This window comes from Roseibium sp. (assembly GCF_965233565.1).
GTDB lineage: Bacteria > Pseudomonadota > Alphaproteobacteria > Rhizobiales > Stappiaceae > Roseibium.
Genome location: NZ_OZ247494.1, coordinates 6,258,313 through 6,282,919, shown reverse-complemented (window position 1 = coordinate 6,282,919; position 24,607 = coordinate 6,258,313). Strand labels below are relative to the sequence as shown.

The following is a 24,607-nucleotide window of genomic DNA, read 5'->3' as shown; positions in this document are numbered from 1 at the left end:
CAATGCGCCGGTAATCTGTATCAGGACTGCAAACTGTTGTTTGGCCTGCTCCGCTGGAACCTGGTTTCATCCGCGCACGCCCGCTTATTCCAGGGAACAAATATGAGCCCCATTCATGTTATCGGCGGTGGCCTTGCAGGCTCCGAGGCTGCCTGGCAAATCGCACAGGCCGGTCTTGACGTTGTGCTGCATGAAATGCGGCCGGTCCGCAAGACCGACGCCCACCAGACGGACGGACTTGCCGAACTGGTGTGTTCCAACTCCTTTCGATCTGATGATTCCGAACAGAATGCAGTCGGGTTGATCCACCACGAACTGCGCCAGCTTGGCTCCCTGATCATGGCCTGTGCCGATGCCCATCAGGTTCCTGCCGGCAGCGCGCTTGCCGTGGATCGCGACGGGTTTTCCGACGCGGTTACCAAGGCCCTTGAAGATCATCCGCGCGTGACGATCGATCGCCAGGAAATTGCCGGTCTGCCACCGGCGGACTGGGACAAGGTCATCATCGCCACCGGCCCGCTCACGTCGCCTGCCCTGTCCCAGGCTGTTCTTGAAAAAAGCGGCGAGGATGCGCTCGCCTTCTTCGACGCCATCGCACCGATCGTCCATTTTGACAGCGTCGACCTGTCGAAAGCCTGGTTCCAGTCGCGCTATGATAAGGTCGGCCCCGGCGGCACAGGCAAGGATTACCTCAACTGTCCGATGGACAAGGACCAGTACGAGGCCTTCATCGATGCACTGCTGACAGGCGACACCGCAGATTTCAAGGAATGGGAGGGCACGCCCTATTTTGACGGCTGCCTGCCGATTGAAGTGATGGCGGCGCGTGGCCGCGAGACGCTTCGACACGGCCCGATGAAACCCATGGGTCTGACCAATGCACACAACCCGGACGTCAAGGCCTATGCGGTGGTTCAGCTGCGCCAGGACAACGCGCTCGGCACGCTCTACAACATGGTCGGGTTTCAGACCAAACTGAAATACGGTGCCCAGGCCGACATCTTCCGCATGATCCCGGGCCTGGAGAATGCCCAGTTCGCCCGCCTTGGCGGGTTGCATCGCAACACCTTCCTCAATTCACCGAAGGTTCTCGACGGCTCGCTGCGGCTGAAAGCCGACCCACGTCTCAGGTTCGCCGGTCAGATCACCGGCTGTGAAGGATATGTGGAATCGGCCAGCGTCGGCTGCCTCGCCGGCCTCTTCTCCGTAATGGAGACACATGGTCGCGAGATCATCGCGCCACCTGAGACCACGGCAATGGGCGCACTTCTCGGCCACATCACCGGAGGGCACATCTCGCGCGATGACGGTGCCGGGAAACCGAGCTCCTTCCAGCCGATGAATGTCAATTTCGGCCTGTTTCCGCCCGTGGAGGCTCCCAGCAAGGATGAGACCGGCAAACGGCTGAAAGGCAAGGACAAGGCCCGGGCCAAGAAGCTGGCCATGACCAGCCGCGCAAAGTCGGACTTTGCCGTCTGGCAAAGTAAACTCGGTTTGAAAAAGGAAGCCGCGGAGTAGGTGCGCGGTTTTCCATGATGCGGCTTGCCAGACGAGCGGCAGATCAAATCCTGGAAAGAGCCCTGCCACTGGCGCGCCACAACAGCCATTGACGCCTGAGTTGGGACAGTTCAACAACCTGTTTCAGCGGATCATGCTGAGGCGCTTCCAGCTTTTTCAGGAAGGGCTCCACGAGAACAAGCGGCAAAAAGGCATTGTCGCATTCCGGCGGAACGGAACCGGCGGCTTGCTGCACCCGGCTCAGATGATGGCGGACATGGCCACGCAGCTCTGAAAGGACTGCTCCGAGCTCAGGCGTGGTTTCCCCTCGAAACACGGTCTCCACATCAAGGTTGTGACGCTCACAGACATCCTTCGGCAAATACATCTGCCGTCTGGAGGCGTGCCACGGAAGCGCTCGCATCAGACCGGTCAGCGCATAGGCAACGCCGGCATGACCGGCCGCAGTGGCCGTTTCCGGGTCCTTGCCGCCGTTCAGGACAAAACAGGCCAGCTGGATCATGCCGGAAACGGTCTCTCCGGCATAACCCTCCAGATCGTTCAGGCTCGGCATCTGATCGTTGTAAAGATCAAACACCCGCGCTTCGGTCATCGCCACCAGTCCCTTTTTCGGAAGCTTGTAGCGTTCTATGGTCTGGAGCAAAGCATTGGCGACAGGATTGGACGCGGCAGCGCCGTGTTCCGTGCCTTCCAGGAGATCCCGCCACCACTGCAGGCGCATCTCGCCCGGCAAAGGCTCAGAGACGAGTTCCCGGATGCGCGCAATTTCGGCGCTGAATGCATAAAGAGCCATCAGTCCGGAACGATGCGCTTCGGGCGCAAGCAAGGCACTCAGATACCGGTCCTTGTCGAACCGGCGCACAATGTCCGCTGCGTGATCGAAATCGGTGGTCATGACCGCCATATGGTTCGCGCGAGAGCTTAGTCCACTGCCAAAAGCGCTGTGGCAACGGCCCTGTCTTCGGACAACAGGACATTGTAGGTGCGGACGGCCGCTCCGGTCGACATGGGATCGGCCAGGATCCCGGCCTCCCGGAACCTTTCCTTGAGTGCCTGCGGCAGGGGCCGAAGGTCCTTGCCGGTACCGATCAGAAGAACTTCAATGTCGTCCTGTTCTTCGAAAACCCGTTGAAACGCTTCTTCGCTCAGTTCTTCCGGGCTGGACAGATGCCAACCGTAGATGCCGCTTGGAACGCATAACAGCGAGCCGCGATGAGACATGTCCGCGAACCGGAAACCGCCATTGCCATAGGCATCCAGCGGCGCCCGGCCCGGAAAATGTGCGTCACGAACTTCCATCGACCGCCCTTGCTCAGGCCGAGGCCTTGGCCTCAGGGCCTGCCTTGCCGTCATCGTCCTTCTTGGTCAGGGCATCCGGACGCAGGTTGAGCAGGATCAGGAACGGTGCTGCCAGGAAGATCGAGGAGTAGGTGCCGATGACAATGCCGAAGATCATCGCCAGCGTGAACGACTGGATCACCTCACCGCCGAAGACATAAAGTGCAATCAGCGCAAGCAGCGTGGTGACGGAGGTCATGGTCGTTCTGGACAGTGTCTCGTTGATCGACTGATCCAGAATGTCCTGCAGCGGGCGCTTCTTGTACTTTCGCAGGTTCTCGCGAATTCGGTCATAGACCACGACGGTATCGTTCAGCGAATAACCGATAATGGTCAGAACGGCCGCGATACTCGACAGCGAGAAATCCAGCTGCAGCAGCACGAATAGCCCGATTGTGATCACCACATCGTTGGCCGTGGTCAGGATTGCCCCGATGGCAAAGTGCCACTCAAACCGGAACCAGATGTAGAACATGATCGCCAGAAGCGAGGCAATCACCGCAATGGCGCCGGCCTGGGCCAGTTCGCCGGAAACACGCGGTCCAACCACTTCCACGCGGCGGAAGTCGACATTGTCGTCGGCAAAGATGGTACGAACCCGCTGCACGACGGACTGCTGGGCGAGTTCGCCGCCCGGCTGTTCTTCGACACGGATCAGAATGTCGTCTGACGCGCCGAATTCCTGCACCTGAACATCGCCGAGATTGAGCTCGGAGAGTTCGGAGCGGATCGCGCCGATATCGGCCGGACCATCGGTCTTGATCTCGATGATCGTACCGCCCTTGAAGTCGATGCCGTAATTCATGCCGACGGTGAAGAAACCGGCCAGTGAAGCGATCACCAGCAGGACGGACAGCGGAAAGCTTACCTTCCGCAGCCACATGAACTTGATATGCGTGTTGTCCGGAACGAGTCTCAGCAACATGTGTTTGTCTCCCGGATCAAATCGGCAATTTGGACGGACGGCGCTGGCGGATCCACAGAGCCACAAGCAACCGGCTGAAGGTGAAGGCCGAGAAGACCGTGGTGAAGATCCCGATCGCCAGGGTCACGGCAAAGCCGCGCACGGGCCCGGAACCGAGCTGGAACAGAATGACAGCCGCGATCAGCGTGGTGATGTTGGCATCAAGGATGGTGCCAAGCGCACGGCTGTAACCTGCATCGATGGCTGAAATCACCGATCGCCCTGCCCTTGATTCCTCGCGTATTCGCTCAAAGATCAGCACGTTGGCATCCACCGCCATACCGATGGTCAGGACGATGCCGGCAATGCCGGGCAGTGTCAGCGTGGCCTGAAGGAAGGTTAGCGCCCCGAAAATCAGGAAGATGTTCGACATCAGAGCCAGGTCAGCAATCACACCGAAACGACCATAGGCCAGGATCATGAAGACAATCACGGCGGCACCGGCAATGATCGAGGCAATCCGTCCGGCCTCGATGGAGTCGGCGCCGAGGCCCGGGCCGATGGACCGTTCCTCAATCACGGTCAGCTTTGCCGGCAGCGCACCTGCGCGCAGCAAGACGGCAAGATCGTTTGCACTGTCGACCGTGAAGTTCCCGGAAATCTGACCGGAACCACCGGTGATAGGTTCGCGGATGACGGGCGCGGAAATCACTTCCTCGTCAAGCACGATCGCAAAGGGTCGATTGACGTTTTGCTGGGTGATCAGTGCAAATTTGCGGGCACCGGACTGGTTGAAGCGGAAGTTCACAACAGGCTCGTTGGAGCGCTGATCGAAAGAGACCTGTGCATCGACAAGATCATCCCCGCCCAGAAGCGGCGCTTCCTCAAGAAGATACGGGAATGGCGGATCGTCCACGGACATCAAGACCACCGTTCCCGGAGGCGGCCGGTTCTGCAGCGCCTGTTCCCCCGACATGGACGTGTCGACCATGTGGAAGGTCAATTGCGCCGTTGTTCCGATGACATCTTTCAGGCGCTCCGGATCATCTTCACCCGGTGCTTCGACCAGGATACGGTCGCTGCCCTGACGTTGAATGCTGGGTTCCGTGGTACCGAGTTCGTCAACACGGCGACGAATAACCTCGATGGACTGCTGCACGATGTTGGTCATGCGGTCCTGGAGGCCCTGTTCTGAATAAGTGAACCGGACGAGACCGTCATCATTGACGGTCATCTCGAATTCGTTGACGGGCTGACCGCCAAACAGATTGGTGACAAGAGGATTGACCAGAGGCTCCAGGCGCTCTTCCGCTTCCGCCAGACGCGTAAGATCCCGGATCCGGACCTGCGCGGCTTCGCCTTGAACGCCCAGGCCGGTATAGCCGATCCTCGGGTCTTCGCGCAGGGTCGAGCGGATGTCGCCCTCAAGCTGTTTCATCCGCTTCTGGATATAGTCTTTCTGGTCGATCTCGTAGAGAAGGTAGGCACCGCCTCTCAGATCGAGGCCAAGAACCATCTGGCTCTTCGGCAGAAAGTCCGGCCAGCTTTCAAGCTGTTTGGCAGAGAAGAAATTCGGCAGGGTCGTTATGATGCCTGCAACAACCACAAGCAGGATCAGAACGATCTTCCAGCGGGCGAAATAGAGCATGGTCAAGCCTTAAAAGCGGCCAGGCCGGTCAAACACCGGCCCGGCAAATCATCGGAATGTCGCGGTCTCAGCCGTTGTCTTTCGCCGGCTCGGTCTTGGAACGCACTTCCTGCACCATGGAGCGGACAACACGGACCTTCACGCCTTCACCCAGCTCGACCTGGATCTCGCCGTCATCGACGACCTTGGAGACCTTGCCGATCAGACCGCCGGTCGTCACGACGGTGTCGCCGCGGCGCAGGTTGGCAACCATTTCCTGGTGCTGCTTCATCCGCGTGCGCTGCGGCCGGATGATCAGGAAATACATGATCGCGAAGATCGCAACAAACGGAAGGATCTGGATCAAGAAACCGGAAGCGCCTGCCGGACCGGCTGCCTGCGCATAAGCTGGGGTGATGAACATGTAGTACTCCTAAGGGGGCGCCTTCCTGTTCCGGTCTGCCTAGATGACAGTTTCCGGGAAAACGCTCTTGTTCTGGTCGCGCGGACTATAGCGGCGGCGCGCCTCATTTCAAGCTTTGCAAGCAGTTTCCGGCGTACCGGTATGGGAATAACTGGCGTTTTCGCCCGTCAGCCACCGTGATACTCCTGCCACGACTTATCTCAGGGCCTCACATGGGCCTTTTTGACAGGGCATGCAAGAAGAATGAGTGCTGAAAACGACATCACAGCCTTGAACGCCAAGCTCGATTCCCTTCTGGAGCTGATCAGCCGCGCCGTGCCGGCAGCTCCGCGGCAAATCGACTGGACCGAAGCCGATGCTTTCGTGTGGGTCCCGGACCCCGGCGACCTTCAGCCCGTGCGCAAGGTCAACAGGGTCGAAATCACCCTGCTCTGCGCCGTTTCACATGTGCGTGACCTTCTTCTGGACAACACCAGGCGCTTTGCAAACGGCCTACCGGCCAACAACGCGCTGCTCTGGGGCGCGCGCGGCATGGGTAAATCCTCCCTGGTCAAGGCCGCTCATGCAGCCGTCAACCAGGAGGCTGGCCGCACCGACGTCAAGCTTATCGAAATTCACCGGGAAGACATTGAATCCCTGCCCAAACTCATGACCGCGATCCGATCCGCTCCGCATCGGTTCATTGTCTTCTGTGACGATCTCAGCTTCGACAACGACGACACGTCCTACAAGTCGCTGAAAGCGGTTCTGGAAGGCGGCATTGAAGGTCGACCGGAAAACGTCATTTTCTACGCAACGTCGAACCGCCGTCACCTCCTGCCGCGTGACATGATCGAGAACGAACGGTCCACCGCCATCAATCCGGCGGAAGCTGTGGAAGAAAAAGTGTCACTGTCGGACAGGTTCGGTCTTTGGCTCGGGTTCCACAAATGCAGCCAGGACGACTATCTGGACATGGTGCGCGGTTATGCCGAGCATTTCGGGCTCGACCTGGCAGAGGACGACTTGCGGTCTCAGGCACTTGAATGGGCGACCACGCGGGGCAGCCGCTCCGGCCGGGTGGCCTATCAGTTTATTCAGGACCTCGCCGGCCGGCTGGGCAAGACGCTCGACTGAACAAACAATAAAGCCCGGCCAATGGCCGGGCTCGAAGCTTTTCAATTCTTTTGATCAACGTCGGGGCAGATGGTTCAGCGGGTCGACCGGCTTGTTGCCCTTGCGCAATTCGAAATGCACCTGCGGCTGCGTGACAGACCCGGTTGCCCCGGCCAGGGCCACAACGTCGCCTCGGCGAACCGCATCACCGCGCTTGACCTTCAACTCGCTGTTATGGGCATAGGCTGAAACCCAGCCATCGCTGTGACGGACCAGAATCAGGTTGCCGTAGCCTTTAAGCTCGTTGCCGGAATAGATCACCGTGCCATCGTCAGCTGCGTGCACGGCCGTCCCCTCGGGAACAGCCAGGTTCACACCCTCGTTGCGGCCACCGCCCGGTTTGGCACCGAAGTCGGAAATGATCCGCCCGCGCACCGGCCAGCGGAACTGGGCCGTCGTGGCACTGTCTTCGCGAACGCTGGCAACGGTCGTCGGTGTCTTGATCGGCTCGGTCGGCTTGGCTTCGCTGGTCAAGGCCGGTGCCGGCAGACTGGTCGTCTCAACTGTGCCGGACGGCGCCGCCGCCACTGAAGATGCCGGCGCAGCAGGTTGCCTGCGGGGTGTCGGGATCTTGGAAGCGGGCGCAGTGTTCGGGATAGATGCTGTCGTCAAGGGCTGCGAAGATCCGCCCGGCTTGCGCTTTGGCAGCGTGCTGACACGGATGATCTCGACATTTTCAACCGTCACCTCGCCGCGACTGATCTCGGCAAAGCTGGGTTGACTGATCGGCTTACCTTCAGGACGCGGCAAACTGCCAACTGTCGTCGGAATGGAGCTGGTCGTGATCGTTTCGTTGGTTGCCACCTTGGGCAGTTTCACCCGACGGTTCTCGCCTTCCGTCGTGCTGGAGTGACCGTTGTTGGCGGCATAAACATAAGTCGGGATGATCAGGCTCTGACCCGGACGGACTTTCGCCGGGTCCTCGATACCGTTCACGGCAACAAGGGCCTGGATCGGCACTCCATAGCGGCGGGCGACCGAATTCAGGCTGTCGCCCTGACGCATCTGCACGCGCGTACCACCTGCAGATGTCCAGCCCTTCCAGCTCTTTGCATTTCGTGCGACTTCGGGAGCCGGCATGGTTGCGACCGGCGCCGCTTTCACCGGCACTGCGCTCGGCGCAGGAGCTGCAGGCAATGGAGCAGCCTGGACCCTGGGTGTCGAAACGGGAACAGACGCCGTGGTCACAGGAGCAGATGACGCTGGCGGCAACCCGGCAGGCGTACCGCCCGGCCCCTTCGCGATGTCCTGGTAAGTCGGCTGCTTGGGCGCGCCGTTCAGAATTTCACGCTGATTCTGGGTATTGCCCGTGTAATAGGGTGGTTCTCCAAAACGCTCGCTGGCGCTCGAACATCCCGCAAGAGCTGCTGCCACCAATGCAACGGTGGCCACTTTGCTCATCATGTCCCTGCGGAGGGTACGCATCCGCTTTGTCATCGCCTAAACTCAAACCGCTAACTGTGGCTGTTATGGTTAAGAGTAGACGTCAGTAAGGTTTATAAAGGCTAAAGGCCGGCGCCCTAATTCCCGAAAAACCCGGTTTTCTCAATAGTGAAGCAGAGTCAGGCCACTAAATGTGTCGGATTCATAGTAAATTTGAGCAAGAGACCAGTCTGGCAACCAGCATGCCTGCGCCGGCATCAGAATCGCTTGGCGCCTTGTGGTCACAGCATCTTGGCAACACCGCGCTGTAGCATCACCGTCCGCAACGACATCAACGTTTCCGCAGTCATCACACCGTCGGCCTTCTGGAACCGGATCAGGGACTGGACCTGCTTTGAGCTGCCGACAGGTGCCAGCAGGTAACCGCCGGGCTTTAGCTGCTGCACCCAGCTGTCCGGGACGGTTTCAACGGCCGCTGTCACGATGATCCGGTCGAATGGTCCTTTTTGCTTCAATCCGTCAAAGCCGTCGGCCTGACGGGCCTTCACGTTTTCAAGCTTGAGTGCGGCAAACCGCCTTGCCGCGAGGTCCTTGAGCGTGGCGAACCGGTCCAGGGTCTCAACGCGTGCGGCCAGGTGCGCCATGACGGCGGCCTGGTAACCGGACCCGGTTCCGATTTCCAGAACGGCATGTTCTTTCGAAAGTCCCAGTGATTGAACGGCGAAGGCAACCAGCGACGGGGCCGAAATGGACTGACCGCACTCGATCGGCAAGGCCGTGTCTTCATAGGCAAGGCCATGATGACGTGCAGACAGGAACAGACGCCGCGGCACCCTCTCGATGGCCGTAAGAACGTCGCGCGCACCAACACCCCGCTGCCTCAACGCAAGTGTCAGGGCTGCGCGCGCCTCGGCTTCGTCCGGCAAACCAACAGGACCTTCTCCCGAGTCGCCGCCCGGCCTCTGTCCGGCCATGCATTGCTCCGTCTTCGGCTTTCCTACAGCGCCCCGGCGAGCTGGGTGACCAGATCGTGGGCTGTCAAATCTATGCGTAGCGGCGAAACGGAGACATATCCATCGGCAATTGCCTGAAGATCCGAATTATCAAGAACGGATTTGCCACGATCCTGGAACCTTAGCCAATAATAGGGATATCCGCGCCCGTCCTGGCGCTCCTCGATGGACAGGCCACTTTGCTCGTGATGCCCCTGAACCGTAACCTTTACACCCTTGACATCCTCCGCGGGGCACGCCGGAAAATTGACGTTGAGCAAGGTGTAAGGCGGCAGTGGAAAGTCGATCAACCGCTTGAACAGCGCCGGCGCATGCGCCTCTGCTGTCGAATAGTCCGGTTCAGAGCGAACGTCCCAGCTATAGGCCTGTGACACCGCGATTGACCTGATTCCCAGGATCGCGCCTTCCATTGCACCGGCAACGGTGCCGGAATAGGTCACGTCTTCGGCAAGATTCTGTCCGCGGTTGATGCCGGACAGGACCAGATCCGGCAATCCGGGCAGAACCTTGCGCACCCCCATGATCACACAATCCGTCGGCGTCCCCTTCAGCGCGTAATGACGATCGTCGATCCGGCGCAGGCGCAGCGGGTCGCTCAAGGTCAGGGAATGGGCAACACCGCTCTGATCGGTTTCAGGGGCAATGACCCAGACATCGTCGGAAAAGGTCCTGGCAATTGATTCCAGAACAGCAAGCCCCGGTGACTGAATGCCGTCGTCATTGGTGATCAGAATACGCATGGCGGATTGCTCCAAATTGGTTTCAGGTCTGCGCGTCATGGCGAAAGACCCGGTCTTTCTTTAAATGCAGAGGACGGCAATCGATCCGATTGCCGCCCTTGAGGTTCAAAACACTGGCGAGATACCAGCTCTTCCAGTCGGCCGCGCCAGGCGTCTAACCGATTTTTTCAAGACCACCCATGTAGGGCCGCAACACGTCCGGCACGGTGATCGAACCGTCGGCGTTCTGGTAGTTTTCCAGAACCGCGATCAGGGCGCGTCCAACCGCGATTCCCGAACCGTTCAGCGTATGCACATGCACTGTTTGCTTGGCATCCGCCGGCCGGTAGCGCGCATTCATGCGCCGGGCCTGGAAATCCCCGCAGACCGAGCAGGAGGAAATCTCCCGATAGGTGTCCTGCCCCGGCAGCCAGACTTCGATGTCATAGGTCTTCCGAGCACCGAAGCCCATGTCGCCTGTGCAAAGCGTCATGACCCGGTAATGCAGGCCAAGTTTCTGCAGCACCTTCTCCGCGCTGCCCAACATACGCTCAAGTTCGTCCAAGGACTCTTCCGGCCGGGTCACCGAAACCAGCTCGCATTTCAGAAACTGGTGCTGGCGCAGCATGCCGCGGGTGTCGCGGCCGGCGGATCCAGCTTCAGAGCGGAAACAGTAGGTCAAGGCGGTTACCCGCAGCGGCAGCTGGTCCTCGGTCAGAATCTCGCCGGCAACCAGATTGGTGAGCGGGACTTCTGCCGTAGGGATCAGAAAGTGATCCGTTGTGGTCTTGAAGAGATCCTCACCAAATTTCGGCAACTGGCCGGTGCCATAGAGCGGATCACTGTGGACCAGCAGCGGCGGCGAGACTTCGGTATAGCCGTGCTCCTGGGTATGCAGATCGATCATGAACTGGCCGAGCGCCCGCTCAAGCCTGGCAATCTGGCCTTTCAGCACCACAAAGCGCGACCCGGAGAGTTTGGCGGCGGCGGCAAAATCCATGTCGCCAAGCGCTTCTCCCAACTCGTAGTGCTCTTTCGGAGCCTCGTTGAAGGTGAAAGTCGGCTTGTCGCCATGGGTTTTCAAAAGCGCGTTGTCGGCTTCGTCCTCTCCGACCGGCACATCGTCATGGGGCAAATTGGGAATCACCGCCATGGCTGCCTCAAGATCGGCAACCAGCTTTCGCTCTTCCTCTTCACCTGACTGGATGAAGGCCTTGATCTGGGCGACTTCCTCGATCAGCTCCTGGGCACGAGCGTCGTCGCCCGACCCCTTCGCCTTGCCGATTTCCTTCGACGCCGCGTTGCGCCGTTCCTGAGCTTCCTGAAGCCTGGTGATATGGGAGCGACGGGACTCATCAAGCGCAATCAGCTTGGCGGCTGAGGCCTCATAGCCCCGCTTGGCCAGGGCCTGGTCAAATGCGTCTGGGTTTTCCCGTATCCATCTAATATCAAACATCTTCGCTTTCCGAACGACGGTCGTTGCTGTTGCTTCCGTCTGCCGTCCGGAGAAGGATCAGATGCCGGGATCAGGCCGCGGCGTCTTCCGCTTCGCGCTCGGCTTCCCGCTCCGCGCGTTGGCGCTCCACCAGTCTGACAGACAGAATGGAGACTTCGTAGAGAAGCAGCGTGGGCAGCGCAAGACCGATCTGCGAGATCGGGTCCGGGGGTGTCAAAATTGCAGCAGCTGCAAAAGCACCGACAATGGCGTATTTGCGCTTGCTCTTCAGCCCGTCAGCCGTCACCAGACCTGCGCGTCCCAGAAGCGTCAGCACCACCGGCAGCTGGAATACCAGGCCGAAGGCAAAGATCAGGATCATGATCAGGCCGAGATATTCACTCACCTTGGCAAGGTGCTGAATGGCGACCTGCCCTTCCCGCGCCAGCTGTTCCTGGGACAGGAAGAACCCCATCGCCATGGGCATGACCAGGAAATAGACCAGGCAGGCCCCGATCAGGAACAGGATGGGTGTTGCCACCAGAAACGGCAGGAAAGCGCCGCGTTCATTCTTGTAGAGGCCGGGAGCCACGAACATGTAGATCTGGCTGGCAATCACCGGAAACGCCAGGAACAACGCACCGAACAGGGCCAGCTTGAGCTGGGTAAAGAACCATTCCTGCGGGGCGGTAAAGATCATCTGCACCGCATCCGGATCCGGAGCGGCCCGAAGATAAGGAACCGTCAGGATGTTGTAGATATCGGTCGCGAAATAGAAGCAGACGACAAACATCACAAGGATGGCTGCGATGGACCACATCAGCCGCTGGCGCAGCTCAATGAGATGTTCGATAAGGGGCGCCTTCGAGGCGTCGATATCTTCCTGGCTCATGCCTTCACATCTTCCGACACCGGTTTTGCAGCCGGTTTGGTTTCAGGCTCAACTGGCGCAGCGCTCGTCTCAGTCGGTGTCACCGGTGCAGAAGGACCGGGCGCGGCCGTATCCGCTGATCCGCCGTCCGCGGCGGCTGGCTTTGCCGTTTCCGTCTCCTTGGCCGCGGGCTTCTTGACCGCGTCCTCTTCGATCGACTTCTTCAGATCACCCAGCGGATTGAAGTTGGCGGCCTCTTCGACCTGCTTCTTCATATCGGCGATATCCGCCTGCTGTTCCGCCTCACGCAAGGCGTCGTTGAAGGTCGACTGGAATTCACGCGACATGCGGCGCATCTTTCCCATCGTCTGCCCGAGCGTGCGCAGCATGCGCGGCAGGTCTTTTGGCCCCACAACGATGATCGCGATACAGGCGATCACCAAAAGTTCGGTCCAACCGATATCGAACATGAGATGTTTCGTCCCTTAAGGAGACGCGACGCAGATTAAGATCAGCTCGCTTTGGTCTGATCTTCAGCTTTTGCGGACGGTGCCGATTCGCTGGCCTGATGATCGATGGTCTTCGGGGCGTCGGCTGTGTCGTCTTCGGCCATGCCTTTTTTGAAGCTTTTGATTCCCTTGGCAACATCACCCATAAGCTCGGAAATCTTGCCGCGTCCGAAGAGCAGAACCACCACCACTGCGATGATCAAGATCTGCCAAATACTAATGCCCATACGCCAAACTCCTGATAATTGGCTTTAAAGCCCTGTGGCCCTTTTACAAAAACGGCCTTCTCCCTGCAACATGCCTGAGAAGATCATTTCTTGCACTTAGACGGAATGCTAAGCCGGGCAGTCTTCATTAAAATTGGGAAGTCTGCCTTGGAAAGACAAGCACGTCTTTCGGATCAGTGGTCACTGCGACGTCCATTCCCTCGTTCCATTCGCATCCAGCGCGCACGCGTGCCTGAAGTGGACGGTCAAGACCATCAACAACAATCGACAGCAGATCGACCTCTCCGACAAACCGTTTTGAACGAACCCGTCCCGGCACCCCGCAAAGTCCCGCGGCATTCAGAACGATGCCCTGCGGCCGGATGCAGACGTCGACCTGTTGCCCTTCCGAAAGGCCGGATGCCCCAAGAACTCCGACAGGTGTCTCGATCCCGGCCGAACTCACCTTGCCTTCCAGCTGATTAAGCTCGGAGAAGAAACGCGCCGCAAACAGGTCAACCGGCGTGTTGTACAGATCTGCCGCCGTGCCGCTCTGTACCAGACGCCCGCGCCGCATCAACGCAATGCGATCGCCCATGCGCATGGCCTCCTCCGGATCGTGGGTGACGATGATGCAGGTCGCTCTGGTCTCACGGATCACCGCCAGCGTCTCGTCACGGACACTGTCGCGCAACCTCTTGTCCAACCCCGAAAACGGTTCATCCATCAACAGGATGCCGGGACGCGGCACCAGCGCGCGTGCCAGAGCAACGCGTTGCTGCTCTCCGCCCGACAGGGCGTGAGGGTAGTCGGCGGCATAATCGGCCAACCCCACGCGCCCTAGTGCACTCAGAGCCGCCGCCTTGGATTCCCTTCTGGGTACACCGGTGAGGCCGAACATGACATTGGCCAGGATGCTCATATGCGGAAACAGCGCATAGTCCTGGAACATCAGGCCAACGCCGCGTTTTTCCGGCGGCATGAAATAGTCCTGACCAGCGACTTCCCGTCCGTTGATCAGGACCTTGCCCAGGCTCTGTCGCTCCACGCCTGCCGCAATGCGCATCAACGTGGTTTTGCCGCAACCCGAATGGCCAAGGAGGCACAGGATTTCACCAGGCGCGATCGACAGGCTCAAATCCTTGACCGAGTCAACACCATCGTAATCATGGGAGACATTTTCGAACACGAGCCCGGCTGCAAAGGTCGCGCTGGCGGTTCCCGGCGCTCCCCAGCTCAGCGGATGACCGTTGCCGCTTGAAAAACTCTTCTTCAATTGATCAGGCATCAGGCTCCGGCGGGTTCATCCGTGTCGTCGTCAAACAATGTCCCGTCTTCTAGAGGATCTTCCTCTTCCGTCAATGCGACATCGTCATTCGGCGTCGGCACCATGAAGGACGCCGGCACGGCGCTGTCGAGCAATCCGGCGCCCTTCAGCTCTTCCAGTCCCGGCAAATCCTTGACCGTTTCCAGGCCAAAGTGGACCAGAAACTGTTCCGTGGTCCCATAAGTCACTGGACGACCAGGTGTTCGCCGGCGTCCGCGCATGCGGATCCAGGTTGTCTCCAGCAGGACATCCAGCGTGCCCTTGGAGGTGGAAACACCGCGAATCTCCTCAATCTCCGCGCGCGTGACCGGTTGGTGATAGGCAATGATCGCAAGTGTTTCGAGGGCCGCACGAGACAGCTTGCGCTGCTCCTCGACGTTGCGGTGCATCAGGTAGGCAAGGTCCTCCGCGGTCCGGAAACACCACTTGCCGGCCACCCGTACAAGATTGACGCCGCGCGTCGCATAAATACGTTGAAGGTTTTCCAGCACGCTCAAGACATCGGTGCCATCCGGCAGTCGAAGTGTCAGCTCCTCCAGCGACAGGGGTTCGGAAGACGCAAACAACAGGGCCTCGACCATGCGCATGCCCGCCATATCCGGCGTGTCCTCTGTGGTTTGTTCACTGGGCAGATCGTCGTAAAGATCTCTTTCAGACACCTTGATCCTGCTCCTGCGTTACCGAGCGGATATAGACGGGTGAAAACGGTTCGCCCTGCCGAATTTCGACCTGACCTTCGCGCACCATTTCCAGGCTGGCGGAGAAGGTGCTGGCAACAATCGTGGCCCAATCCTTGTTGTCGTAAAGATAGTCCCGGAGATAGGCATTCAGGGGCGCCCATTCGCTGACCCGTCCGACCAGTTTGGTGAGCAGTTCGCGCGCCTCCTGGAGCGACCAGACCGTCCGCCTGAGCACCCGCACGGACGTCACCGACTGGCGCTGGCGCTGGGTCGCATAGGCTGAAAGCAGGTCGTAGATCGATGCGTCCCAGATGCTTTTATGCTCAACGGACATGGTCTCCGGCGCTCCGCGGTGAAAGACCTCCCTGCCCTGACGGCTTCGCGCCATCAGTTTTTCGGAAACCTCACGCATTGCTTCCAGGCGGCGCAGGCGGAATGCAAGTGCCGCCGCCAGTTCCTCACCCGTCGGCTCATCCTCATCGCGCTGTTCGGGCAAGAGAAGTTTCGATTTCAGGAATGCCAGCCAGGCCGCCATGACAAGATAGTCAGCGGCAAGCTCCAAGCGCATCCGCCGGGCTTCGGCAACAAATTCAAGATATTGTTCAACCAGCTCCAGAATGGAAATGCGCGCAAGGTCGACCTTTTGCGTGCGTGCCAGCCCAAGCAGCAAGTCGAGCGGACCTTCAAAACCCTCGACGTCCACGACCAGCTGAGGATCCGAACTCGTGCGATCCTCTCCCGAGCTGACCGTGCTCAGAAGATCATAGGAGCCATCTCCCACGTCCTGCTTGTTGCTCTCGAGCTCCGCCATGGCCGTTTTGGTCAACCCCCCTGCCAACCGGTCAGGGACCGGAATTCCTCCCAGGCCTTCTCACCGTCAAAATCATCCTCAGGAACTCTCCGACCAGTCAAGGCCCGGTCACAGCGTTCCAGGGACAAACCCGTCAGTTCCGGGACCACGTCCGCAACAGCGCGCATTTCTGCCATCTCACCATTGCAATGCAGGACAATGTCGCAGCCGGCTTCGATGATCTTGCGCGACCGATCACCGAAATCGCCACCAAGAGCCTTCATCGACATGTCATCACTCATCAGACAGCCGTTGAAGCCGATCTGGCCACGAATGACATCGCCAATGACCTTTGCGCTCTGCGTCCCGGCCCGATCCGGGTCAATCCCTGCGTATACAATATGGGCTGTCATCCCCAATGACACGTCGGAAAGTGCCTTGAAGGGGCGGAAATCCACGCTTTCCAGAGAAGAATGGGGTGCATCGACCCTCGGAAGCTCCAGATGGCTGTCGACCTGAGCGCGGCCATGGCCCGGGATATGCTTGATCACCGGCAACACGCCGCCTGCAATCGCGCCATCCACCATTGCCCTGCCCAACCTTGCGACAATGTCAGGGTCGGAGGACATGGCCCTGTCGCCGATCGCATCCACCGTTTCTTCAAAGCGCACATCCAGACATGGCAGACAGTCGATAGTGATCCCGACACGTCGCAGGTCCTCGGCGATGAGGCGCGCGCCCAGCCACGCCGCCTTAAGCGCCGCCTCCTGGTCAGTCTCAAACAAGTCGCCAAACAATTTTGGGGCCGGGTATTTCCGCCAATGTGGCGGTTTCAACCTTTGTACCCGTCCGCCTTCCTGATCGACCAGAACCGGAGCATCCTTCCAGCCAACGGCATCCCGGAAAGTCTGCGTCAGTTCCAGGACCTGATCCGGATGTTCGATGTTGCGGGCAAACAGGATCAATCCCCAGGGCCGTTCGTCCCTGAAAAACGCAATTTCGTCGGAGGTCAGGCGAGTACCGGCACAGCCGGAGACAAAGGCTTTGGTCATGGAACCGGATTAACCGCCGAGCTCTATGCCGTCAAGAAATGCTCCGGGCCGCCCTTGCGCGCCGCCCGCGAACTTGCTTTCTAGTGCCTGACGTATCTGACCCGATTGGAGCCCCACATGCGCGCGCGTCTCGACATTCCGGCCGGTAGCCTGCACCGGTTTTCCCATAGATCTGAAATCCTTGGGCGGAACCGGCTGGGGGACACGGCAACACGCGAGATCGTGGTCTACGTGCCGCACGGACATGATGGCAGTGGCCTGCCACTGCTGGTGGATATCGTCGGCTTCACGGCCGGAGGGCCGGCCCATGTCAATTGGAAAAACTTTGGCGAGAACGTTCCGGAACGACTCGACCGGCTCATTCATGACGGCGACCTGCCACCTGTTGTGGTGGCCTTCCCTGATTGTTTCACGCGCCTTGGCGGCAACCAGTATATCGACAGCGATGCCATGGGCCCCTGGGGCACCTGGCTGACAACGGAGTTTCTGGAAGAGGTTGAAGGCCGGTTCAAGTGCGGCGGCGCCGGCAAACGAGGGTTGTTCGGCAAGTCGTCAGGCGGCTATGGCGCCATCATCCACGCCATGAAACATGCGGATATCTGGTCGGCCGCCGCCTGCCATTCCGGCGACATGGCGTTTGAGCTCTGTTATCTGCCCGAGATGCCGAGCGCCCTGCGCGCCATTGCCAAAGCCGGCTCGATCGAAGCTTTCGTCAAGGATTTCGAGAAAGGCCCTAAATATTCCGGAAACGCGCTACATGACCTCATGACCTTTGCCATGGCGGCAACCTACGACCCCGATCCGGACCCGGATGTGTATTGCGGGATCCGCCTGCCGGTAGACCTTGAGACCTGTGAGATCATCGAAGATCGCTGGAATGCCTGGCTGGCCTGGGATCCGGTTCACATCGTTGATGACCACATTGACGCCCTGAAATCCATGAAGGGCCTCTGGCTCGAATGTGGTGATGTCGATCAGTACAATCTGGTCTACGGCGCAAGACGCCTGCACCGGAAGCTTGAAAATGCCGGTGTCGAACACGTTTACCAGGAATTTGCCGACAACCATTCCTCGATCGACTACCGGCTCGACGAAAGCCTGCCCTTCCTTGTGAACCGGCTTCTGGCAGAGGACTGAAGGCGCGCTCAGCTGGCTCGACGGGACCGGGCAAAGGGGTTCGGGACCGTCAAAACCGCACCACCCGCAATAATCAGTACGGCGCCAAGCACTGCGACCGGCGCAGGAACTTCGCCCCAGAAAGCGTAGCCGAACAGCGCGGACAGGACCACCGTGCCATAATAGACCGGCGCCAGCGTTGCTGCCCCCGCCCGCCGGTAGGCCGAGATGTTCAAGGACTGACCCAGGATCGCCAAAGGCCCCATCCAGGCAAAGATCACCAGCGACTGCCACGTGATCCCCTGCTTCGCAATCAACCAGAGGACAGGCCCGGTCAACAGAACGGCCGCAAAAACATTCACGTAGGCCAGGATCGTGACCGTATCCTCGCGTTGTGCAATATAGCGCATGATCAAGGCTTCAGACGCCATGAACACGGCACCGGCAAGGGCCGCGAGAACACCGGCGAAGGCCAGGTTGCCATATCCGCCGCCACTTTCTGCCGCCTGGACCACCAGGTAGGCACCTATGGCGCACAAGCCGCCTGCGAGCCAGTGACGACCGGTGATCAGCTCCTTCAGGATGAGACCTGCCATGACAATGGCGATGATACCTTTTGTCAGGCCGATGGCTGTCGCGTCCGCCAATGGCAAAACGCTGGCGGCATAGATCGAGCAGCCAAGCCCGCCGACACCGCAGATTGCTCGTAGCAAATGCAATTTCCAAAGTCCGCTGACACGCGAAAACACCGGTGTCTGCCGAACGGCAGCAACCGACAGGATCGTTAACGCTCCTCCCAGGAAGCGCAGCCAGACCAGAACAACGACTGGCAGCAGGCCGTCGGCGATCTTGCCAGCGGCAAAGATAGGCGTGAATGCCGACATGCCAGCAAGCGCCAGAAGCAAGGCAACAGGTGTGTTTTCGGGTCTGTTATAGGTCGAGCTGACGGACATGACTTGGATTTCCTTTTCACTCCCCTCCTAGCAGGTGTGAGAACGCCGCCACAGCCGTGAAATTGAGATGCAGGGCATGCAAAAACGCATACCATTGCCCCTCCTGTTGCATTTAGGTATATCGTGGGTATGAACTGGGATGATCTGAAACTTGTTGATGCCGCCGCCCGTATGCGATCGCTTTCGGGCGCAGCGCGTTCGCTGGACATCAGCCAGCCGCAACTGAGCCGGCGGCTGAAGAATTTTGAGGACAGAATTGGAGCGCGGCTTTTTGATCGGACGCCGACTGGTCTGAAGCCGACCGAAGCCGGTTTGCGCCTGATCCCGCTTGCCGACGACATGCGCAAGAACGCGGAAGCCGCCAGTCGTATTCTGCCGGATCTGTCCGGTTCAGCGCTGAAAGTTGTCAGGGTTGCGGTTGATGAGGTCCGCGCGCGTGTCCTTTCCGACCGGTTTGCCGAACTTACCGACCTGATGCAGGACATAGAACTGGAACTCATTTCCAGTCACCTTCATGTCAATCACCAGTCGCGCAGCATCGAACTGCAGATCCGCAATTGCCTGCCGGAAACCGATACCCTAATCGCCCGGAAAATCGGAGACCTCGCCTACGCGGTCTACGGGTCGGCCCGCTATGTGGCAGACAATCCGGCAGCCCACAGCGACGAGCGCTATTCGGCCTGCAACTGGCTTGGATTTGCACCGGACGATCTCTGGTATCCGTCTCACATGCGCTGGCTGGAGACACGTTTGCCGGACAGACCGAAACTTCGGTCCAACACCATGACCACCTTGATGAACATGACCCAGGCCGGTGTCGGCCTTGCCCTGTTGCCGGTGTTCATGGGCGATCAGAACCCTGCCCTGGTCCGGCTGACCGAGCCGCTCCCCGAACTCACAAATGCTGAACACATCATTGTTCACCGGGACCTGCGGCGCGAGCCGGCAGTGCGCACGGCGATGGACGCCATCGCAACAATCTACCATTCAATGGCGCCGCTGCTGCAAGGGCGCCCCCCGTCTGTGCCGTTGGCAGCGGCCGAATAGCAAAACGCCGCTCAAGGGCGGCGTTTCACGTCATATTGCAGAGTTCTTCTAAGGCTGCCTGCGGACAAAACAGTCGCCCCCGGCAGCCTGCAGGTTTTCACAGAGCGAAATCGCTTCGTCGCGAGACGTCGTTGGAATACGTGCGCGATAGAACACGCCGCGATCCTGGACATTGGCGGCGACGATAACGGCGTTGCGGTTGCCGAGAATGGCCGGGAACCGTCGCTGCAGACCCGAGTAGGCGTCTGACGCGGCGGCGGCAGACCGCTGCGACGTGACCTGAACGATGTAAGTCCCGGAGGCAATCGTGCCGGTGTTACCGGCGGGTGCAGGCGTTGCCGCCGGTGCGCTGGCTGTCTGGTTCAGATTGAGCGGTCCGTTGTTCTGGGCTGCGGGTGCAGGCGTTGCCGCTGCTGGTGGCGCACTTGCCACCTGTACCGGCGCATTCGGTTTCTTGCGCGGTGTAACGCTGACAATCTCCGCCGGCGGCTGCGCTTCGGTCTGTCCAGCCGCCGGCTCACCGGTACCGGCGACAATTGCCGGCGTCTCGGAAACAGCAGGGGTTGGCGCGGCCGGTTCAGGCGTCGCAGCTGGCGCCACTGGCTCCGGTGTTCCTGTTATCGGCGTCGTCGCCACCACCCGTGAGGCGTCGCTATTTGCCGGTGTAGCCGGCGCTGCAGGTGCCGGCGCCGCGGCGGCAGGCGCCGGCGTTGTGGCCGGTGTTGGAACAGCTGCGGCTGGCGCCGCCGGATCATCTTCAGAAACGATCGTACCGTCCGGTCGAACTATGACCGTACGCACACGCTTGGGAGCCCCTGGAACCAGCTCTGCACCGTTATTGGTACCGGCCGGTGCCGGTGGCAGCTCAGCAGGCTGAGGCGTCTCGGGCAGAACCAGATTGGACGGTGCCGATCCGTTGTTCTCGTTAACCCGGTCGTAGATCATCTTTGTCGTCTGGCTATCGGCAGGTGCCGGGCTTTCTTCAGGATAGATCTTGAGTGGTTCCTGCAGACCGCTGATAACCGGTGGCGGGCCACTTGGCACAACCACACCGTCTCCGTCGACCAGGAAGAACCCGGCCGCGCCAAGAACGGCAACACCCATCACGCCCGCAGCAACAAACAGTCCGCGGCGCGACTTTTCTTTCGCCTGCGGGACAGCTTCCTTCTCGGCGGCCGAATGCGGCGGCAATACGCCGGCACCCGTCAGGCTCGGATCGCTTTCCTGCATCGCCCTGGCAACCGCATCCAGGTCATAACCTTCGGGCGGCGGTGGCGTATCGTCTTCCTCATCCGTCTCAGGTACTTCAGCAGCTGCTGCGGGCCACGTCATATCGTCAATGTCAGACGCTCCAGCTTGTGGTTCGGGCGCAGGTGCTGGCGTTTGAACGGTGGGTGACGGTGCTGCGTTGCGGTCGCCCGGGGGCGGAAAATCCAGGTCTGCAAACAACGCGTCGATGCCTGCAGGTTCAGCCGAACCATCCTGCGGGGCGACGGGGTCGCCGACCGTCGATGCAGCTGCCGCCGGATTCAGGGCTGCGAACAGGTCATTCTCGTCAATGCGAGGCCGGGATGCGGCCTCCGGTGTCGCCGGCTCGACCGGCTGTACAGGTTCATTGAATCCGGAAACCGTCGCACGTGGTTCCTCCGGAGCGAATGACGACGTGGCGCGCGAAACAGCGGCTGCAGTTTCATTCCCGACCGGTGCAAAGGGGGCGCTCTCCGGCTGAGTTTCCACCGGCCTGATCAATTCCGAAGCGGGAACAGATACGGCAGGGGCCGGTGTCGGTTCGGCAAGATAATGATCTCCTTGCAGAACCTCGGAAGTGTGTTGCTGCAGCCCGGCCTCAAATTCCTTACCGAAAGAATCGGACAGCCCGGCATAACCGGAGTGTTCAGTACGATTTTCGACTTGGGGTGCTATCGGCTGTGGCGTGGACACCGGCGGTGTGTCATCGACAGACTGACGCAAGGCGCCGATCAGTTCGTCCTCAAGCTCCGCCGTCAGGTTTTGCTCCAGATCGACCGACAGAGGGGGCGACAGGCTGGTCTGGTCGTTTGCCGCAACACGTTCGAAGGGAGCTGCCTGGCCAGGAGAAATTTCGCTAAGCCGCGCCTCCGGCTCAACAGGTGCATCATGCGTTGGCGCGGCGGTTGTCGCTTGTGGCTCATTCGCCTGGATGTCCGGCCAGAGCGAGGACACGTGGGACGACTGCCCAGGTTCAGATGTTGCCGCCGCTTGAGAGGTTTGCGCCAGACCGTCGAGGGACAGCCCGAGGGGCGTTGGATCTGCTGGGGCAATCGGTTCCGAATGCGGCGGGATCTCGTCCACCGGTGCAACTGGAGCTGCTGCTACCGGTGTAACAGGTGCAAAGGTCGGTTCCTGACGACCCTGATCGGAATTGGCCGGCGCAACCGGATCAACGGCCACATCTTCAAGTCCAGCGAAATAGTCCGTGCTGCCGACGCGGCCACTGCTCACATTTGCCCCCGATTGCTTGTTCTTGTGGACAATTCGCGCAAGCTCGACCAACGGATCTTCCGCAGCCGGACGGTCGCCGCCCGGTTCATCCCGGGAAGCGCGCAAATCAGATTGCTTTGTTTCGTGGTCTTGTGACATGAGCTTTACGAAAACCGGTCCACTTCGGCACTCTTAGAAACCAACTTTGCCTCTGGCAGCCGCGATTAGTCTATCGCATTTCTTCAGGAGCATTCACACCGAGAATCGATAATCCTGAAGCGAGCACCAGAGATACTGCACGAACCAAAGCAAGACGCGCTAGGGTTAATTTCAAGTTACCAGACTGAATAAACCGTAAATGCGGCAAATCGTAGCCTTTGTTGTACTGACCCTGCAGAGAACTTGCGAGCTCGTGCAGATAAAAGGCGATTCTGTGCGGCTCATGTGTTTCAGCTGATGCTTCTACAACTTTCGGCCACTCTGCAAGTTTCGCGAAGAGCTCAAGCTCTCCGCTGTCGTCCAGCAGCGCCAGATCAGCACGCGTGAGCTCAGTGTCGTCTATCGACTCAAGAGACGTCTCCTCAATGGCCCGCCGCAAGACTGACCTGCATCTTGCGTGACCATACTGGACATAGAATACCGGATTGTCCTTCGACTGCTCGGTGACCTTCTTGAAGTCGAAATCGAGCGGCGCATCGTTCTTGCGGAACAGCATCATGAACCGGACCGGATCGGAACCGACCTCGTCAACGACTTCGCGCAGCGTGATAAAGTCTCCAGAACGCTTCGACATCTTGACCGGTTCACCGTCCCGCATCAGCTTGACCAGCTGACAGAAGCGCACGATCACATCCGTCTTGCCGTCGGAAACCGCCTTGCCAACCGCCTGCAGACGTTTGGCATAGCCGCTGTGGTCGGCACCCAGCACATAGATGGTTTCATTGAAACCGCGTTCGAACTTGTCCTGAAAATAGGCAACATCCGCAGCAAAATAGGTGTAGGAACCGTCGGACTTCTTCAAGGCGCGGTCCGTGTCATCACCAAAATCGCTCGCCTTGAACAAGGTCTGTTCCCTGTCTTCCCAGTCCTCAGGAACCTGTCCCTTGGGTGGCGGCAGCGTGCCCTGGTAGACCAGGCCCTTGTCACGCAGGGTGTCCAGCATGTGATCAATCTTTGATCCGTTGGCACCGCTGCGATCATGCAGGGTCTTTTCGGAATAGAAGATCTCATGGGTGACACCGAGCGTGGCCAGGTCTTCCCGGATCAGATCGAGCATTGCCGCAATCGCACGCTCTTTTACGAGCGGCAGCCACTCGCTTTCGCCTTTTTCCTTCAGGGACGCGCCGAATTCTTCCTTCAGCAACTCGCCCACGGGAACCAGATAGTCCCCGGGATAGAACCCTGACGGAATTTCACCGATGTCTTCCCCGAGAGCCTCGCGATATCTCAGGAACGCGCTACGCGCGAGTGTGTCGATCTGAGACCCGGCGTCGTTGATGTAGTATTCCTTGACCACTTCATCGCCCGCGAATTCCAGCAAGTTTGCCAACACATCTCCCACGACGGCGCCGCGGATATGACCGACATGCATGGGACCGGTCGGGTTCGCCGAAACATACTCGACATTGACCTTGCGCGGATTGTCCTTTTCCTGCGCTCCGAACCGTGTGCCAGCCTCAAGGACACTGGTCAGGACACGGTGCCAGACGGCAGGTGCAACGCGCATGTTTATGAAGCCCGGGCCCGCGATCGTCGTTTCGGTCACGTCTTCGTCCGCATTCAGCTTCGCAACCAGCTGCTCGGCCAGATCGCGGGGCTTCATGCCGAGCGACTTGGCCAGGACCATGGCAGCATTTGTAGCCAGGTCGCCATGTGCTGGATCGCGGGGAGCCTCGACCACCACACGGGAAAGATTCGGCGCGACACCATTGGCGTCTTTTAAATCAAGATCTTGAAGGATATTTTTGACGCGTTGCGTGAAGTCCGCAAAGATATTCATGGAGCACCGATCGGGTTTGGCCGTTCAAACACAAACTCCCCGTGCGCTGCGAAGGACGGGCCTCCGGCGCCACAGGGCGTT

Annotated in this window: 23 protein-coding genes; 4 read left to right on the top strand and 19 right to left on the bottom strand. The window is 59.5% G+C overall.

Features of this window, described 5'->3' with window-relative positions; genetic code table 11:
* Nucleotides 1–102: 102 nt before the first annotated feature.
* Entirely contained in the window at nucleotides 103–1,518 is a 1,416-nt protein-coding gene (trmFO, locus tag ACO6TG_RS28565) for a methylenetetrahydrofolate--tRNA-(uracil(54)-C(5))-methyltransferase (FADH(2)-oxidizing) TrmFO (RefSeq protein ID WP_422376302.1), read from the top strand.
* Between the two features lie 43 nt (nucleotides 1,519–1,561).
* Here trmFO and ACO6TG_RS28560 read toward each other — a convergent pair whose 3' ends face one another.
* The 5 genes from ACO6TG_RS28560 to yajC all read right to left on the bottom strand — a co-directional run bounded on the left by ACO6TG_RS28560 (nucleotide 1,562) and on the right by yajC (nucleotide 5,811).
* Nucleotides 1,562–2,413, bottom strand: coding sequence for a phytoene/squalene synthase family protein (locus ACO6TG_RS28560; RefSeq protein WP_422378967.1), 852 nt, complete (start codon nucleotides 2,411–2,413; stop codon nucleotides 1,562–1,564).
* 26 nt (nucleotides 2,414–2,439) lie between these two features.
* A complete protein-coding gene (locus ACO6TG_RS28555) occupies nucleotides 2,440–2,817 on the bottom strand; it encodes an Mth938-like domain-containing protein (protein ID WP_422376301.1) in 378 nt (125 codons plus the stop codon).
* Nucleotides 2,818–2,830: 13 nt separating this feature from the next.
* Nucleotides 2,831–3,781 carry a protein translocase subunit SecF gene (secF, locus tag ACO6TG_RS28550; RefSeq protein WP_094070668.1) on the bottom strand — a complete coding sequence of 317 codons (951 nt, stop codon included), beginning with the start codon at nucleotides 3,779–3,781 and terminating at the stop codon, nucleotides 2,831–2,833.
* 16 nt (nucleotides 3,782–3,797) lie between these two features.
* A complete protein-coding gene (gene secD, locus ACO6TG_RS28545) occupies nucleotides 3,798–5,408 on the bottom strand; it encodes a protein translocase subunit SecD (RefSeq protein WP_422376300.1) in 1,611 nt (536 codons plus the stop codon).
* A 67-nt stretch (nucleotides 5,409–5,475) separates the two neighbouring features.
* Entirely contained in the window at nucleotides 5,476–5,811 is a 336-nt protein-coding gene (gene yajC / locus ACO6TG_RS28540; RefSeq protein WP_094070666.1) for a preprotein translocase subunit YajC, read from the bottom strand.
* 243 nt (nucleotides 5,812–6,054) lie between these two features.
* On the opposite strand from yajC, the gene ACO6TG_RS28535 reads away from it, so the two are divergent.
* Nucleotides 6,055–6,927 carry an ATP-binding protein gene (locus tag ACO6TG_RS28535; protein ID WP_422376299.1) on the top strand — a complete coding sequence of 291 codons (873 nt, stop codon included), beginning with the start codon at nucleotides 6,055–6,057 and terminating at the stop codon, nucleotides 6,925–6,927.
* Nucleotides 6,928–6,981: 54 nt separating this feature from the next.
* Here ACO6TG_RS28535 and ACO6TG_RS28530 read toward each other — a convergent pair whose 3' ends face one another.
* The 11 genes from ACO6TG_RS28530 to nagZ form a co-directional block, all read right to left on the bottom strand.
* Complete coding sequence (locus tag ACO6TG_RS28530; RefSeq protein WP_422376298.1) at nucleotides 6,982–8,391, bottom strand: peptidoglycan DD-metalloendopeptidase family protein; 1,410 nt, start codon at nucleotides 8,389–8,391, stop codon at nucleotides 6,982–6,984.
* A 239-nt stretch (nucleotides 8,392–8,630) separates the two neighbouring features.
* On the bottom strand, nucleotides 8,631–9,323 hold the full coding sequence (locus ACO6TG_RS28525) for a protein-L-isoaspartate(D-aspartate) O-methyltransferase (RefSeq protein ID WP_422376297.1): 693 nt from the start codon (nucleotides 9,321–9,323) through the stop codon (nucleotides 8,631–8,633).
* A 23-nt stretch (nucleotides 9,324–9,346) separates the two neighbouring features.
* Complete coding sequence (surE, locus tag ACO6TG_RS28520; protein WP_422376296.1) at nucleotides 9,347–10,102, bottom strand: 5'/3'-nucleotidase SurE; 756 nt, start codon at nucleotides 10,100–10,102, stop codon at nucleotides 9,347–9,349.
* A gap of 154 nt (nucleotides 10,103–10,256) precedes the next feature.
* Complete coding sequence (gene serS / locus ACO6TG_RS28515; protein ID WP_422376295.1) at nucleotides 10,257–11,537, bottom strand: serine--tRNA ligase; 1,281 nt, start codon at nucleotides 11,535–11,537, stop codon at nucleotides 10,257–10,259.
* A gap of 70 nt (nucleotides 11,538–11,607) precedes the next feature.
* On the bottom strand, nucleotides 11,608–12,408 hold the full coding sequence (gene tatC, locus ACO6TG_RS28510; RefSeq protein ID WP_094070661.1) for a twin-arginine translocase subunit TatC: 801 nt from the start codon (nucleotides 12,406–12,408) through the stop codon (nucleotides 11,608–11,610).
* Nucleotides 12,405–12,857 carry a Sec-independent protein translocase protein TatB gene (gene tatB / locus ACO6TG_RS28505; RefSeq protein WP_422376294.1) on the bottom strand — a complete coding sequence of 151 codons (453 nt, stop codon included), beginning with the start codon at nucleotides 12,855–12,857 and terminating at the stop codon, nucleotides 12,405–12,407. Before tatB ends, tatC begins: the two co-directional genes overlap by 4 nt.
* Before the next feature lie 41 nt (nucleotides 12,858–12,898).
* Nucleotides 12,899–13,123, bottom strand: a complete 225-nt coding sequence (locus tag ACO6TG_RS28500) for a twin-arginine translocase TatA/TatE family subunit (protein WP_094070659.1) — start codon at nucleotides 13,121–13,123, stop codon at nucleotides 12,899–12,901.
* Between the two features lie 127 nt (nucleotides 13,124–13,250).
* Nucleotides 13,251–14,390, bottom strand: a complete 1,140-nt coding sequence (locus ACO6TG_RS28495; protein WP_422376293.1) for an ABC transporter ATP-binding protein — start codon at nucleotides 14,388–14,390, stop codon at nucleotides 13,251–13,253.
* A complete protein-coding gene (gene scpB, locus ACO6TG_RS28490; protein WP_422378966.1) occupies nucleotides 14,390–15,025 on the bottom strand; it encodes an SMC-Scp complex subunit ScpB in 636 nt (211 codons plus the stop codon). The genes ACO6TG_RS28495 and scpB overlap by 1 nt, the downstream gene beginning before the upstream one ends.
* A 55-nt stretch (nucleotides 15,026–15,080) precedes the next feature.
* Nucleotides 15,081–15,920, bottom strand: a complete 840-nt coding sequence (locus tag ACO6TG_RS28485) for a segregation and condensation protein A (RefSeq protein ID WP_422376292.1) — start codon at nucleotides 15,918–15,920, stop codon at nucleotides 15,081–15,083.
* 11 nt (nucleotides 15,921–15,931) lie between these two features.
* Nucleotides 15,932–16,951: a beta-N-acetylhexosaminidase gene (gene nagZ / locus ACO6TG_RS28480; protein WP_422376291.1), complete on the bottom strand. Its 1,020-nt coding sequence runs from the start codon at nucleotides 16,949–16,951 to the stop codon at nucleotides 15,932–15,934.
* A gap of 117 nt (nucleotides 16,952–17,068) precedes the next feature.
* On the opposite strand from nagZ, the gene ACO6TG_RS28475 reads away from it, so the two are divergent.
* Nucleotides 17,069–18,088, top strand: coding sequence for an alpha/beta hydrolase (locus ACO6TG_RS28475; RefSeq protein WP_422376290.1), 1,020 nt, complete (start codon nucleotides 17,069–17,071; stop codon nucleotides 18,086–18,088).
* A gap of 8 nt (nucleotides 18,089–18,096) precedes the next feature.
* On the opposite strand, the gene ACO6TG_RS28470 is transcribed toward ACO6TG_RS28475, so the two are convergent.
* Nucleotides 18,097–19,020: a DMT family transporter gene (locus ACO6TG_RS28470; protein WP_422376289.1), complete on the bottom strand. Its 924-nt coding sequence runs from the start codon at nucleotides 19,018–19,020 to the stop codon at nucleotides 18,097–18,099.
* 129 nt (nucleotides 19,021–19,149) lie between these two features.
* Between ACO6TG_RS28470 and ACO6TG_RS28465 the strand changes: the two genes are divergently transcribed.
* Nucleotides 19,150–20,067, top strand: a complete 918-nt coding sequence (locus tag ACO6TG_RS28465; RefSeq protein ID WP_422376288.1) for a LysR family transcriptional regulator — start codon at nucleotides 19,150–19,152, stop codon at nucleotides 20,065–20,067.
* 48 nt (nucleotides 20,068–20,115) lie between these two features.
* Here the strand turns inward: ACO6TG_RS28465 and ACO6TG_RS28460 are convergent, their stop codons facing one another.
* Together ACO6TG_RS28460 and argS are read right to left on the bottom strand one after the other, a co-directional pair.
* A complete protein-coding gene (locus ACO6TG_RS28460) occupies nucleotides 20,116–22,548 on the bottom strand; it encodes an SPOR domain-containing protein (RefSeq protein ID WP_422376287.1) in 2,433 nt (810 codons plus the stop codon).
* A 208-nt stretch (nucleotides 22,549–22,756) separates the two neighbouring features.
* On the bottom strand, nucleotides 22,757–24,526 hold the full coding sequence (gene argS / locus ACO6TG_RS28455; RefSeq protein ID WP_422376286.1) for an arginine--tRNA ligase: 1,770 nt from the start codon (nucleotides 24,524–24,526) through the stop codon (nucleotides 22,757–22,759).
* Nucleotides 24,527–24,607: the final 81 nt, after the last annotated feature.